Raw genomic sequence first — 13,559 nt, forward strand, 5'->3', positions numbered from 1 at the left:
GGGTCGCGCGTCGTTGACAATTATCCCTATACAACAGTATTTTTTCACAACTTTGTCCCCGCGCGCGCCCATGGGTCGGCGCACACCGCCGCGGGGGCGCAGATCGGATAGTATTTACATGGAATGTTGCGTCCGCACAAAAACCACGCACGTAAGGAAGAACCATGGCGCCCACCGCTAAGCCCCTGGGGATTACGACCACGCCGATCCCCGGCTTTTTGCGCATTGATCTGACTGTTCACGGCGATAACCGAGGCTGGTTCAAGGAGAATTGGCAGCGCGAGAAGATGGTCGCGCTGGGCCTGCCGGATTTCCAGCCCGTGCAGAACAACATCTCGTTCAACGACGAGGTCGGCGTGACGCGAGGCATTCACGCGGAGCCGTGGGATAAGTTCGTGTCGGTTGCAACCGGTCGCGTGTTTGGCGCGTGGGTGGACCTGCGCGAGGGCCCGTCCTTCGGCACCGTCTACACGACGATCATTGATCCGGGCGTCGCGGTGTTCGTCCCCAAGGGCGTGGGCAACTCCTACCAGACTCTGGAGCCGAACACGGCCTACACGTACCTGGTCAATGACCACTGGTCGCCGGACGCGCGCTACACTTTCCTGAACCTGGCTGACGAGACGGCCGCCGTGGATTGGCCGATCCCGCTCGAGCGCGCCATCCTGTCCGACAAGGACAAGGCACACCCGCGCATGGCCGATGTGACCCCCTTCCCTGCCCCGGCTCCCGTGGGTCGCCGCGCGCTCGTGACGGGCGCAAACGGCCAGCTGGGCCGCGAGCTCATGCGCGCGCTGCCCGAGGCAGGCTTCACGGTGACGGGCGTGGACCTACCCGAGGTATCGATCTCCAACGCCGAGCAGGTGGCCGCTCTGCCGTGGGATGACATCGACGTGGTGATCAACGCGGCGGCGTGGACGAACGTCGACGGCGCTGAGACGCCCGAGGGTCGCCGTGCGACCTGGCAGGCGAACTCGACGGGCCCGGCGATCCTGGCCCGCGAGGCGACCGCTCACGGTGCGACGATGGTCCACATCTCGACGGAGTACGTCTTCGATGGCACGCAGGACGTGCACGTTGAGGACGAGGCCCCCTCTCCCCTCGGCGCGTACGGCCAGTCGAAGGCGGGCGGCGACGCCGCTGTGGCCTCGACACCGAAGCACTACATTGTGCGCACCTCCTGGGTTGTGGGCGACGGCAAGAACTTCCTGAAGACCATGGTGTCCCTGGCGGATCAGGGCACCTCCCCCTCGGTCGTGTCCGACCAGGTGGGCCGCCTGACCTTCACCTCCGACCTGGCCAAGGGTATTATTCACCTGCTGACCAGCGACGCCCCATTTGGCACCTACAACCTGTCGGGCGAGGGACCGGTCATGAGTTGGGCGCAGATCGCCAAGCGCGTGTTCGAGCTGTGCGGCCGCAATCCGGAAGACGTCACCGAGGTGACGACGGAGGAGTACTTCGCGGGCCGCGAGGTGGCTCCGCGTCCGCTGTCCTCCGTCCTCGACCTGACGAAGATCAAGGCCGCGGGTTTCACCCCTGAGGATTCCTCGCAGCGCATCGACTCCTACGTCGCTTCCCTGCGCGGCTAATCGCCACACGTACGAGGGCCCCGGACGCTTCTGAATGAACTGCGCCCCGAAACTTGGACGCTTTAAATGGTAGCCGTTATGCGGCTTCCTGTAGGGCCTGATCCCGGTATTCTGCCGGGGTCAGGCCCTTGAGCTTTACTTGGCGTCTTGTTGTGTTCCAGTGTGTGATGTAGGCGTCGAGGTCGGCTTTGAAGCTCTCGAAGGTCTGCCAGTCCTGGCCGCGAAAGAACTCGTCCTTGAGGTGCCCGAAAACCTGCTCGGTGGCGCCATTGTCGATGCAGTTGCCTGTGCGTGACATGCTCTGGATGAAACCGTTATCGGCGAGCGCACTGATGTAGGTCTCGTGCTGGTACTGCCATCCCATGTCCGAGTGCAAGATCGGCTCAGCTCCTGCGGGCTTGGCATCTATGAGCATCTGGAGCATCTCTTGTTGTTGGGCGAGGTTGGGGCGCATCGAGATGGAGTGGGCCACGATCTCTTTGCTGGCAAAGTCGTAGACCGGAGCGAGGTAGGCCTTACCGAAGGAGAGCTTGAACTCGGTGACATCGGTACCCATTTTCTGCCAGGGCCCATCGGCCTTAAAGTCGCGGCCGATGATGTTGTCGAAGCTGTGTCCCACGTCCCCCTTGTAGGAGTTGTACCTGTGGTAGGCCCTCTCGCGGCGTATGGCGCAGCGCAGCCCCATTTCGCCCATCATCTTCAAGACCGTCTTATCGGCGATGCGCTCCCCTTCCTCAGCGCGCAGGCACATGGCTACCTGCCTGTGACCGCACCCGTTGGGGGTTCGCGAAAAGATCTGGGCGACCTTGGGCCGCAGATACGCCCTGGTTGGCTGCTGGGGGTGAGCCAGCGCGTAGTAGTAGCTCGACCTGGCAAGACCGGCGGCCTCAAGGAGATCACCTACCGCGTGTCCGCGCCCTGAAAGCTCGGCAACCACTAGGGCTTTGTCCCGGTTTGGGAGCGCCTCTGCGCCTTCAGGGCAATCGATTTTTTTAGGTACGCCACCTGCGCCTCGAGCTTGCGCACGCGCACTTCGAGTTCCTCCTCACGCGTTGGTGGCACCGCCCGCACCGACCCCTTCGGCCTGCCCTTGGGCTTGGGCTTAAGCGCCTGCGCGCCGCCCTCGCGGTACAGCCTGCACCAATTCTTCAGCGGTGTCGCGCTCGCAATACCGAAACGCACCATCGCCTCAGGCTTACTCATCCCACCATCAACCACGGCCCTCGCTGCGGCGACCTTGGTCTCATAGTCGTATCTGGCCCGCTTTACTCCCATGGCAAGAAGCCCGCCCCTCCCGATCACGCGGTACATCTTCTGCCACTCTCTCACAGTCTCGGCACACACACCAAGCCTCCTGGCGGTCAAACCGTAGCCAAACCCCCTCTCAAACATCTCCACCGCCTGCTCCCGAAGCAAACGATCATGCCTCAACCCCAGATCCACAGACACGAAAAGCCTCCCATTCCCTGGACTTCAATTTCGATGTCCAAGAAACGGGAGGCAGTTCAGAAAAGCGTCCGGGGCCTCGCACATACTGGGTTACTCATGGAGGCGCGCTCATTGTCGCGCACGTTCGACTCCGCGGGATTTTCACGTGTGTCGCTCCCCAGCTCGCCAGCCGAGCGCGATTCTGGATAGGAACCGTTGTTGTGGATAGGAAACGACGTTCTGGATAGGAAAATAAGCTATCCAGAACTCAGTAACCTATCCAGATGCGCATAACCTATCCACATGCGCTCAGCCTCAGGAAGCTGAGGAAGCCTGCGGCCACTCCAGCACATCGCTGCTCACGAGACGAGCTGGCTGAGGATCTCCTGTGAACCGTGGATCTCCTTCACTTGAGCGACGAGCACGTCTGCGAGCTTCTTCGCCGCCACGTACTGCGTTGATTCGACGCCGTAGCGACTCGCGATGTCCGTCAGGCGCGCAGGGATGGTCGAGGCGCTACCGTCCTTCGACGTCAACATGTCCGCCAGGTTAAGCACCAGGAGCTCATCCGACTGGTAGTCGCTGTCGGGATCGCCGTGATGGAAAATCTCCGCCCAGTACGCGAACCCCAGGGAGCGCAGCAGCGCACCTCCGAGTTCCTCGTGCTCTGACTGTTCCTGAGCGAATTGATAGCCGACATCGTGCAGGTAGCCCATCACGAACATCTCGCGGCACTTGTCGTCCGACCACCCAAACAGGGCGCGCCCCAGCTCGGAGGCCTTCATGCCCACGCCGCGGCAGTGGCGCAAGCGGTTGTCGTCCATGCCGATTGCCGGCGTCGAGTCATTCATCATGCGATCCTTTGCGTGCCGTCGGCCAGATACCGCAGGAGGTCCTCGAGCCTGCGACGCTGAGAGTCCGCGAGGCGCAGATCGAGGAGCTCGTCCTTCGACACCCATCGGAAACCCGTGGATTCAGAGTCGAGGGACACCTCGTGGCCCTCGGACACCCCGTGAAAGACGACGGTGAACTCCTGGCGCACTTCCCCGTCGGAGTATGCGATGCGCACATCCGGGTCTGTGTAGGTGCCGACAATCCCCGTCACCCGCACATCAAGGCCGGTCTCCTCCTTGAGCTCGCGGACCGCGCAATCGGCGAGGCTTTCGCCGAATTCGAGGGTGCCGCCCGGGAGCGTCCAGTTCCCACTGTCCCGGCGCTGGAGCATGAGAATACAACCCTCGCACTCGATGGCGACCGCTGCGGCGGGGACGATCGAGTTGGCGGCCGGCGCATCGGGAGCGTGGGAGTAGTCCACGCGCGTCGTCGTCAGGGACGAGGCGAGCCACGCCTCGACATCCGGGCCCGGGGTGACGACGTTCTTGTCGTTCGTGGAGGGAACCTTGATGAAGAGGATCTGCGTCCCCCGCTTCGAGCGCTGCGCGTAGGTCGTTCCGGGTTCAATGACGTAGAAGTCGCCCGAGCGGAACTCATACTCCTCGCCGGTGTCCGTATCCAGGTACTGTGTCCACCCGGACAGCATGTACTGGTACTCGGTGGCCTGCGTATGAAAGTGCGGCTGCTCGCATGCGTCGTCGGAATAGGACGTGATCCCGATTTCAAGATCGCTCGTGTCGTAGTGCGCGACCGCCTGCGGCCGAGAGAGGTTGCCCGCCAGGTACTGGCGCGACACTTGCTCCAGCGCCTGCCGGATCTCGCCTGACGTGATGGTGGAGAACATCGTCATCGCCTCCTTGGGGCCTTGTGTCGACTCTTCCTCAGCTGGCGCCTCAAGACAACGAGAACGCCGATCGCAACGACCACACTCGCCAGGCACAGGGCGAGCACGAACCAGAGCGAGGGAAGAGTTTCGCCCTGGTTGAGCCCAATGATGGACATCGAGAAGAAAGAGATGATGAGCGTCGGGACGAAAAAGACTGCGGACGCGAAGGTGAGGAACGTGTTCGTTCGTTCTGCGGCCTCGGCGTTTTCCTGGTTCGCGACGGCCTGGACGGACTGAGCGGTGTTCGCGAGCAGGCCGGACGCCCGCTCGAGCAGCCGTCGGTACTCTTCGATCGTCGCCTTGAGTTCGGCGACCTTGCACGTCGCGAGGCCCTGCAGGGCCTCGTTCCCGGTCACGAGTTCGTTGACCTTGGAACGGCGCTCGAGGTTCCTGGACACGAGGAACGCCGTGGTCACGAACTGCGAGAGCACGCCGATTTCTCGCTGCGCCCGCCCGAGGCGCTGCGCGGCTTCTTCCGAGTCGTCGCTGATCATGATCTGGAACGGTTCGTTCTCCCAGAATTCGAACTCAATCCGCCAGTTCTCGAGGTTGTATTGCTCGTACTTGATGGGGATCGAGAACGCCTCAACGATGTTGCCCACGTCCGACAGCTCGGTGAAGTATGCCTGCCCGCGGTTCAGCCAGATGCCGTTGTGCGGCCAGCGAAGGTTGTCGAGCTGGTCTGGCGAAACCGGCTGGTAGATCGAGACGGTGCCGTTGCCCATATCGAAAATCCGGCACCAGCGATGAAGGGCACGAAGCGGCTCGGAAGTATCGCCGGAACGGGCCGGCAGGTTCTGGGTCAGCAGATCGACGTACGTGATCCGCGTGTCGGCATCGATCTGCAGGGGCACGTTCGTTTTGTTCGCAGACACCCGCTGGATCATCTCCGGCATGGAAGCCATCAGCGCGTGAGCGACGGTCGGCGCCATGAGCTTTTCGAGGAGCGAGGAGATTTCGCCGTCGTGTGCACCATCGAGCGACACCTCGAGCTCGTACCTGTCGATATCGCTCCACGGGTCCTCGCGATGGGTTTCCGCGTCGATGGAGCAGTACCGGTAGCTCTCGCCATCGTCCAGTGGGGGCAGAACCATCGGATTCTCGAACTCCATGGCCCGGCGGTGCCATCCGGACAGAACGACTGCCTGCGTCCCATCCGCGTACTGGCACTTGAGCAGGAAGCTTGGGCCCGCGTCCCAGAGCTGAGGATCAGACGCGTACGTCTTGCTGTAGGAGCTCATCGCCCGGGCACCTCCATTCACAGTCGTTGACACGTAGTTGTCCGCAGCTCAGGCGGCCCGCGGCCCGAGACCGTGGGGACAGACCGCTCTTTGCGATTGTAATCGCTCGCGCGGATACCGCGCCGGAGCGCAACATATGTGCGCGCCGCAGATAAACGAGGCCGGGGCCAGCCACGCTGAATCGCGCAGCCGGCCCCGGCCTCGTCACAGAAGAACTCTCAGAAGTACGCCTTCATCATGGACACCAGGTCGTAGCCATAGTTCTTGGCAGCGGCCCAGCCGGTGCGGTTGGGGTTCTCCTGAATGCCCAGGTACTCGACCACGGGGGCCGCGCCCTTGCGCACGTAGGTGAAGCGCGGGTCGACGACCGTGTTTGCGAGCGACGCCGTGGTCACCGAGGAGTCCGCGTAGGCGCGCAGGTGCTGGACCTGGGCGCGGATGCCCGTGCGAACATCCGGGAAGGAGGCGCCCTTCGCGCCGCCGCCGACCGCGCCAATGCCGGAGAAGTTGTACTGGTTGACGGTCACGTCGCCGCCGAAGCGCAGCCAGCCCGTTTCCTTCATCGCCTGGACGAAGACCAGCTCGGGGGACACACCCTCGGCCACGGCCTCGTCGTAGACGATGGACGCGAAGTCGCGGATCGTCGGCGCACCGCCAGCCGCCAGGGCGCTCGGGTAGCTGTAGCCGGCCTGATCCCAGGCGTCTTCCATCGCGTCGATAATTTCCGCGCGCGAGGCGGTGGGTGCACTCATGATGAGGCGCTGACCGGACGCGTTCGTGACGGAAGCGCTGCGCGAGGCGCTGCGGGAGGCCACCGGGGCGTCGCTGCCGTCCGCGTAGCCGAGCCATGCGCCGGAGGAAGCGAAGTTCGATGCGCGGCCGTCAACGGTGACCGTGCCCGTCGCCATGGCGCCCGAGTTCGGGTCCAGCCAGTACCAGGCGCCGTCCAGGAGCCAGCCGGTGCTCATCGCGCCGGAAGAGTTCAGGTGGTACCAGGTGTCACCCACCTTGGTCCAGCCGGTCATCATGGCGCCCTCATCATCCAGGTAGTACCACTTGCCGGCGTCGAGGAGCCAGCCGGTGACCATCTGGCCGCTTGAACGCATGTAGTACCAGCGGTTGTCATCCTCAGTCAGCTGCCAGCCGGTGAGCATGCGCGCGTCGTCCTCGAAGAGGTACCAGGCGCCATCAACGTTGGTCCAGCCAATCGCAGCCGCACCGTCGGCGCGCAGCCAGTACCAGTTGTTGCCATCCTTGAGCCAGCCGGTGACCATGACGCCGTCAGCGTTCATGTAGTACCAGGAGCCGGCGACCTTCACCCAGCCGGTGGCCATGTCGCCATCAGGACGCAGGTAGTACCACTTGCCGCTTTCCTTCTTCCAGCCCGTCACCATGGCGGTGGATTCATCGAAGAAGTAGCGGCGTCCGTTGATGGTGGACCATCCGCGGATCGTCTGCTTGTTGGAGCCGGCCCAGTACCAGCGACCACCGGCAGAGAACCAGCCGGTCTTGGCCACGCCGTTGGAGATGAAGCTCCAGGAGTCCCCGGCTGCGCGCCAGGTGCCCTTGCTCAGCCCGTAGGCCTGGGCGATGCCGGTCGCGTCGGCGACACCGAGGGAGCGCACGAAGCTCTCGTTGCGCAGGAGGGCGGCATCGGTCGTCGAGGTGAGGAAGGCATGCTCGACAATGACGCCGGTCATGTTCTCTTCGCGAGCCTGGCGGATGATCGCGTAGTAGTCGCCGGTCGAGCCGTCCGGGTAGTTGTAGTAGGGGTTGTCACGCGTCTTGATGCCGCGATCAGACAGCCCGAGGCCGGTCAGCTGCTTCTGGATAGCGTTCGACAGGGTACGTCCCTGCGTGTGGGTGCCGTAGTTGTATGAGGAAGAGTTCGCGTACCAGACCTCCGCACCCTTCGCGATGGGCGAGGCCGAGTTGAAGTGGATGGAGACGAGGGCGTCCGCATCCTCCGCGGCCGCCATCTCAACGCGGCGGGACAGGTCGGTGCTGATGTTCTCCGAGGGACGGGTGTCCGTTGTGCGGGTCATGACGACGCGGACACCGTCGTAGCTTTCCAGCTCTTCCTTCAGGGCCAGCGAGACCGCGAGGGTCAGGTCCTTCTCACGCAGGCCGTTTGCGACCGCGCCGGGGTCGGAGCCGCCGTGCCCGGGGTCGATGGCGATCGTGATGCCAGCTGCGTGCGCGGGCGGCACGAGGGCCGCTGCGGCTGCGCCGAGGGCCAGGCTGAGCCCGGCGACGATGGTCCTCCACGAGGAGCGCATAGTGATCCTTCAAGTTGCTGATGTGACAGTCGTGATTGTAGATGTTTATGTTGTAACTGTAAACATGAAAATAGTTACATACATGAACTCACACAAACTAAAACGTTAGCTTTATAGATGCGAGACGAGGCAGGCGCCCCTCCGCCAATGCGCAATCACATCAGGACGCACCGACGCACAACCACGTCAGCCCGAGGGAGAAAAGCCGAAGGCCTACGCGAGCGCCGACCGAACCACCGCGGCCGCAGCGCGCGACGAGGCCTCGACTGACCGATGCATGCTCACCCAGGCGCGCGCACCCTCAGCACCCACCCAGGCGGCAGTCCCCGACGCGAGACCAACCATGGCCTCGGCAACCTCATCGGCGTTGAGGTTGCACGCGACTCCGAGTTTCCCCTCTGCGATGTCACGGGCAGCCTGACCGGGCCCCGCGTAAATGACGGGAGTGCCCTGCGCGAGGGAGGCGAGGATTTTCGTCGGGTAGGCGTAGTCGTATCCACCCGGTCGCAGCGAGGCGAGCGTCGCGGTGGCTCGCGCCATCCACCGGTCCGCCTCCTCGGCACTGACTGCGGGGATCATTTCGACGCCGGCCACACCTCGCGAGCGCTCGGTGACGGCATCCCATCCGCTCCCCTGCCCCACGAACACGAGGCGCGCGTCCCCGAGCCGCGCTCGCGCGCGCTCGAAGGCATCGACGAAGACCTCGGGGGCCAGCCACTGGGCGACCGTGCCCGCGTAGACGAAGAAGGGGCCGCCGCAGGTGGGGAATCCTTCCGGGGTGCCGGTAGCCACGGCCTCGGGCACGCGCACGCCGTTGGGAACGACCGCGACATCGCGCGCACCCATATCGCGCGCGCGGCGGGCGACCCCATCTGACACGGCGATGACGCGGCGGGCACCGCGCAGCGCAAAAGACTCCAGTCCCGCGACCGTGCGCACCACGAGGCCGGGCACACCCGCGAGCACGGCGGCATCCGAGACAATGTCGGCGCAGTAGTAGACGTAGGGGACGCGGCGCGCCGCGCACGCAATACGGACGGCTGCTCCGGTCGTCGGCGGAGGCTCGGAGACCACCACGTCGGGGCGCGGACCGGCGAGCAGTCGGGCGATGAGGGGCAGGTCGAAAGACATATAGGAGACGTATCCGCGTACCGCTCCCGTGCGGTCGCGCAGGACGGGAGCGCGGCGAACCTCGACGAGGCCGGCGCCCTCCCCCGCATCAACACCACCGTCTGCGAGCCGGCGGGCGTCGCTGGCGACGGAGGGAGCCAGGCGCGACGTGAGGACCCGGACCCTGTCTCCGCCTGCGGCGAGCGCGCGGGCGAGTGCCCCGAGGCGCAGCGCGGCGGCCGTCGGCTCGGGTGTAAAGGTGCGGGTCGCGAGAGTGACTAGCATGCGGGAGCGCTTCCCCCACCGACGGTGATGCGCGGGGTGCCGGCCCAGGCCTCGGGTGAGGTGATGGCGCGGCCGTCGACGAGGAGGCGCACGCCGGGCAGGTCGGCGGGGACCAGGTTCCGGTAGGCGGCGTGGTCGGCCTGGATGATGGCGACATCCACCGGCTCGCCGAGGTGGTAGGCGTCCCACCCGAAGGCTGCCAGCTCGTCATCGGCATACAGCGGATCGTGCACGCTCACCTGCGCCCCGGCCTCGCGCAGCGCGTCGACGACGCCGAAGACGCCGGAGAAGGCGGTTTCCTTGACCCCGCCGCGGTAGGAGGCACCCAGGACCGCGACGCGCAGACCCTCAAGGGAACCGAGCAGGGCAGAGGCGCGGGAAACCGCGTAGGCGGGCATATCTGCGTTGGCGGCGCGGGCCGCGGACACGATGGTCGCGTCCGGGTCACCGGCCAGGTACAGGCGCGGGTAGACGGGGATGCAGTGGCCGCCGACCGCAATGCCGGGCCGGTGGATGTGGGAGTACGGCTGGGAGTTGCAGGCCTCGATCACGCGAGCGACGTTGATGCCGATCGCGTCCGCATAGCGCGCGAACTGGTTGGCCAGGCCGATATTGACGTCCCGGTAGGTGGTCTCAGCGAGCTTGGCCATTTCAGCGGCCTCGGCCCCACCCATAGGCCACACGCCGTTGGGGCGCGGCAGGTCGTCGCGCTCATCGAAGGAGAGGACGGCCTCGTAGAAGGAAACGCCGCGCGCCTCGCCGGCTTCGCTGAGGCCCCCCACGAGCTTCGGATAGCGCGCCAGGTCGGCGAAAACCCGGCCGGTGAGGACACGCTCGGGCGAGAACACGACGTCGAAGTCGCAGCCCTCGATCAGGCCGGAGACCTCCTCGATGAGGGGCTTGTATCGTCCGCGCGTCGTGCCCACGGGCAGGGTGGTTTCGTAGGAGACGAGGGTGCCGGGCGTCAGGTGGGCGGCCATCGAGCGGGTGGCGGCGTCCATGACGCGGAAGTCGGGGCGGCTCTCGTTATCGACGACGAGCGGCACGACCATGACAACCGTGTCTGCGCCGGGGATCGCCTCGGCGTACTCGGTCGTGGCGCGCAGAGCGCCGGAGGAGGCAAGCGGGGGCAGGTACTCGGCCAGGTGCGCCTCGCCCGGGAAGGGTTCGACCCCCTCGTTAATGAGGGCGACCACGCGGGGGTTCACGTCCACGCCGACGACGGTGTGCCCGCCGCGCGCGTAGTGCACCGCCAGCGGCAACCCGATCTTGCCCATGCCGACAACCGCGATGCGCATGCGGCTCCCCTTTCCGTCTCCGGCCTCGCTGTTCCCCTCCAGTGTAGTGCCCCTCCCCACCTACAATGGGGGCGTGGATCGCGCGCTGAATCTCCTGCTCTACCCGTCGAACCTGGCCTCGCCCGGTCGCCTGATGAAGATTGCGCGTTCCCTGTCCCCGCTTTTCTCGCAGACCCACGTTGTCGGAATCGATCAGGGCGGGCTTCCCACGGACGAGGCCGTGGCCCCCACCGTGTACCTCACCCGGATTCGGGGCACGTCCCTGGGCGCGCCCCTGGGTGGTCCGAGGGTCGTCGGCGCGTGGGGGGCGCGCGTGTACCGGCGGTTCGCGAGGCAGCGTGTCGCCGCAGTCTCCGCGCAGAACCTGTTCCTGCTGCCCCTCGCGCACGCGTTGGCGCGGCGCACGGGCGCGGTGTTTGCGTACAACGCGCACGAACTGGAGACGGAGACGGTAGGGTCGGCGGGCCTACGCCAGCGCCTCCAGCGCGTGATTGAGCGCCGCTATATCCACCGCGCGGACGTGGTGTCCGTGGTCAACGAGACGATCGCGCAGTGGTACCGCGAGGCCTACCCTGGCGTCGAACCCGTGGTGGTGACGAACGCTCCGACGGGCTCGGATGGGGTCATCGACCTGCGCGGGCAGCTGGGGATCCCGCAGGACGCTCTCCTGTACCTCCATTCGGGATACCTGGCGCCCGGGCGCAACATTCCGTTGATTCTGCGCGCGTTTGAGCAGGTTCAGAACGCGCACGTCGTCTTCGTCGGCGCGGGTGCCCTGCTGCCCGAGGTTGAGCGTGCGGCTGCGACCCACCCGAACATCCACCGCCTGCCTCCCGTGGAGCCGGACCAGGTTCTGGCTATGACGCGCGGGGCTGACGTGGCGCTGTGTCTCATCGAGTCCGGGTGCCTGTCACACCGCATGTCCACGCCCAACAAGATGATGGAGGCCTTCGCGGCCGGTGTACCTGCGCTGTGTTCTCCCCTGTCCGAGGCCCGCCGCTACCTGGGAGATCAGGCCGACACGTGGGTGCTGGAGGATCCACAGCGCGAGCTCGTCAGCGCCCTGGAGCGCATCACGCGAAAGGACATCGCGGCTTTCATCGCTCCCACGATTCCCACCTGGGAGGAGGGAGCCACGCGCCTGCGTGAGGCCTACGAGCGGGCACTCGCCGCGCGAGCCCGCCGGTGAAACACAGGTTTCACAAGGGTTTCACGCGGTCACTGGGCGCGTGACGTCACCCCGGTCGTAAGCGCGTGCAGTCACGACCGCCATGAGGAGCATCCCCACCAGCAGAACGGCCATGAGGGCTCCGAGCACCGCAACCGTGGTCTCCACGCCATAGGGGCTACACGCGAGCCACGCCAGCGGTGCCGCGCAATACACGCACGCAAAGGCCAGCATGCGGCGCTGGTGGTAAGTCGCAACGAACACGTTCGACAGCGGCGAGGTCGCGACCGTGAGGGCCAGCCAGGGGGCCAGGGATCGCGCGAAGTACCCGGCCGCCTCCCAGCGCGCCCCGAACACGAAGGGGAAGATCGCAGGGCTCACCCACGCGAGCAGGGCGAACACCGGGATCGAGCAGGCCAACGCAATGCCACCGACGCGCAGGGCGACGCGGGTCATCTCACCGGGAGGGGTGTCCGACAGGCGCGGCAGGTACACCTGCGACAGCGCCCCCGCGATGAGGGCGACCGGGGCCTGCAGTGCCAGCCACGCCAAGTTGAATTGGCCAAGCGCAGCCACTGAATACGTGGCGATAAGCATCGGGATAGTGCTCGTGCGCAGCGCGTCGACGACGACGTTGGGCACACCCACGAGGGCCATCTTGCGGTAGCGCGAGGCAACCTCGCGAAGGGTCGGATCGGTGTCCTGACGTTCGCGGGCGTCGCGGGCGCGCCACGACAGGTAGGCGACGGCGATACCCTGGCCCGCGATCGTCGCCCCAATCGCTGCACCCAGGCCGCCCCCAGCCACGAAACCGCACACCAGCTGCAGGACCGCGATCCCAAGGGCACGCACCACGGATGAGCTCGCAATCACCTGGAACCGCCGGTGGCGAGTCAGCCAGTAGGAGCACACCTGCCCCTGCGCCAGGAACAGGATGGAGACCCCAACGGCGAGCATCCACCCCGCGAGCGCGCTTCCGTAGCGCGCGCTCACCCACGGCCATGCGGCGGCCGCAATCAGGGTGGCCAGTGCGGAGGCGACCAGCACGCAGCGCGAAGCGAGGCCGGCCAGGGACCGAGCCGAGGCCTCGTCCCCGGGGGCGGGCAGGACGATGCTGAGGTCGAAGCGGGCGCCCGCGACGGCCGCGCCGAGCGTGGCGGCGGAGGTAAAGATTCCCAGGTAGCCCAGGTCCGTGTCCGTGTAGAGGCGGGCGATGCCGATCTGAGCAACGAAGGCGATAACCTGAGCGAGGAGGGTACCGCCAAGGAGGGTGAGCACCTGCGCGAGGACGCCCGAGCGGGCGGGGCGGGCAGGTGCGTTCATCATGGACTCATTTAATCACCTGGGGCGCGCGGCTTGCCCCTAGGATGGTGGCATG

At 65.8% G+C, this 13,559-nt stretch carries 11 protein-coding genes; 2 read left to right on the plus strand and 9 right to left on the minus strand.

The genetic code is table 11. From position 1 onward, the window contains the following. Window positions 1–164 precede the first annotated feature (164 nt). Complete coding sequence (locus tag ACTODO_RS00525; protein ID WP_003790143.1) at window positions 165–1,592, plus strand: sugar nucleotide-binding protein; 1,428 nt, start codon at window positions 165–167, stop codon at window positions 1,590–1,592. Between the two features lie 76 nt (window positions 1,593–1,668). On the opposite strand, the gene ACTODO_RS00530 is transcribed toward ACTODO_RS00525, so the two are convergent. The 8 genes from ACTODO_RS00530 to ACTODO_RS00565 form a co-directional block, all read right to left on the minus strand. Continuing rightward, window positions 1,669–2,529, minus strand: a complete 861-nt coding sequence (locus ACTODO_RS00530) for an IS3 family transposase (RefSeq protein ID WP_003790148.1) — start codon at window positions 2,527–2,529, stop codon at window positions 1,669–1,671. After that, window positions 2,529–3,041, minus strand: coding sequence for a helix-turn-helix domain-containing protein (locus ACTODO_RS00535; protein ID WP_034511730.1), 513 nt, complete (start codon window positions 3,039–3,041; stop codon window positions 2,529–2,531). Before ACTODO_RS00535 ends, ACTODO_RS00530 begins: the two co-directional genes overlap by 1 nt. A 338-nt stretch (window positions 3,042–3,379) precedes the next feature. Further along, window positions 3,380–3,874, minus strand: coding sequence for an HD domain-containing protein (locus ACTODO_RS00540; RefSeq protein WP_003790153.1), 495 nt, complete (start codon window positions 3,872–3,874; stop codon window positions 3,380–3,382). After that, entirely contained in the window at window positions 3,871–4,764 is an 894-nt protein-coding gene (locus tag ACTODO_RS10285; RefSeq protein WP_003790155.1) for an NUDIX domain-containing protein, read from the minus strand. Before ACTODO_RS10285 ends, ACTODO_RS00540 begins: the two co-directional genes overlap by 4 nt. Beyond that, window positions 4,761–6,041 carry a CorA family divalent cation transporter gene (locus ACTODO_RS00550; RefSeq protein WP_003790156.1) on the minus strand — a complete coding sequence of 427 codons (1,281 nt, stop codon included), beginning with the start codon at window positions 6,039–6,041 and terminating at the stop codon, window positions 4,761–4,763. Before ACTODO_RS00550 ends, ACTODO_RS10285 begins: the two co-directional genes overlap by 4 nt. 218 nt (window positions 6,042–6,259) lie before the next feature. Further along, entirely contained in the window at window positions 6,260–8,320 is a 2,061-nt protein-coding gene (locus ACTODO_RS00555; protein ID WP_003790162.1) for an N-acetylmuramoyl-L-alanine amidase, read from the minus strand. 213 nt (window positions 8,321–8,533) lie between these two features. After that, on the minus strand, window positions 8,534–9,715 hold the full coding sequence (locus ACTODO_RS00560; protein ID WP_003790164.1) for a glycosyltransferase: 1,182 nt from the start codon (window positions 9,713–9,715) through the stop codon (window positions 8,534–8,536). Beyond that, window positions 9,709–11,013, minus strand: coding sequence for a nucleotide sugar dehydrogenase (locus tag ACTODO_RS00565; RefSeq protein WP_003790166.1), 1,305 nt, complete (start codon window positions 11,011–11,013; stop codon window positions 9,709–9,711). Before ACTODO_RS00565 ends, ACTODO_RS00560 begins: the two co-directional genes overlap by 7 nt. Here ACTODO_RS00565 and ACTODO_RS00570 point away from each other — a divergent pair. Further along, on the plus strand, window positions 11,006–12,202 hold the full coding sequence (locus ACTODO_RS00570; protein ID WP_003790169.1) for a glycosyltransferase family 4 protein: 1,197 nt from the start codon (window positions 11,006–11,008) through the stop codon (window positions 12,200–12,202). The genes ACTODO_RS00565 and ACTODO_RS00570 overlap by 8 nt on opposite strands. Window positions 12,203–12,223: 21 nt before the next feature. On the opposite strand, the gene ACTODO_RS00575 is transcribed toward ACTODO_RS00570, so the two are convergent. Then, a complete protein-coding gene (locus ACTODO_RS00575) occupies window positions 12,224–13,507 on the minus strand; it encodes a lipopolysaccharide biosynthesis protein (RefSeq protein ID WP_003790171.1) in 1,284 nt (427 codons plus the stop codon). Window positions 13,508–13,559: the final 52 nt, after the last annotated feature.

Origin of the sequence: Schaalia dentiphila ATCC 17982, from assembly GCF_000154225.1 — a bacterium.
GTDB lineage: Bacteria > Actinomycetota > Actinomycetes > Actinomycetales > Actinomycetaceae > Pauljensenia > Pauljensenia dentiphila.

What these genes read in the sequence shown, in the direction of transcription:
- ACTODO_RS10285 (WP_003790155.1), bottom strand. Translation starts at nt 4,764, where the DNA reads ATGACGATGTTCTCCACCATCACGTCAGGCGAGATCCGGCAGGCGCTG.
- ACTODO_RS00555 (WP_003790162.1), bottom strand. Translation starts at nt 8,320, where the DNA reads ATGCGCTCCTCGTGGAGGACCATCGTCGCCGGGCTCAGCCTGGCCCTC.
- ACTODO_RS00570 (WP_003790169.1), top strand. Translation starts at nt 11,006, where the DNA reads ATGCGCATGCGGCTCCCCTTTCCGTCTCCGGCCTCGCTGTTCCCCTCC.
- ACTODO_RS00525 (WP_003790143.1), top strand. Translation starts at nt 165, where the DNA reads ATGGCGCCCACCGCTAAGCCCCTGGGGATTACGACCACGCCGATCCCC.
- ACTODO_RS00565 (WP_003790166.1), bottom strand. Translation starts at nt 11,013, where the DNA reads ATGCGCATCGCGGTTGTCGGCATGGGCAAGATCGGGTTGCCGCTGGCG.
- ACTODO_RS00550 (WP_003790156.1), bottom strand. Translation starts at nt 6,041, where the DNA reads ATGAGCTCCTACAGCAAGACGTACGCGTCTGATCCTCAGCTCTGGGAC.
- ACTODO_RS00560 (WP_003790164.1), bottom strand. Translation starts at nt 9,715, where the DNA reads ATGCTAGTCACTCTCGCGACCCGCACCTTTACACCCGAGCCGACGGCC.
- ACTODO_RS00540 (WP_003790153.1), bottom strand. Translation starts at nt 3,874, where the DNA reads ATGATGAATGACTCGACGCCGGCAATCGGCATGGACGACAACCGCTTG.
- ACTODO_RS00575 (WP_003790171.1), bottom strand. Translation starts at nt 13,507, where the DNA reads ATGATGAACGCACCTGCCCGCCCCGCCCGCTCGGGCGTCCTCGCGCAG.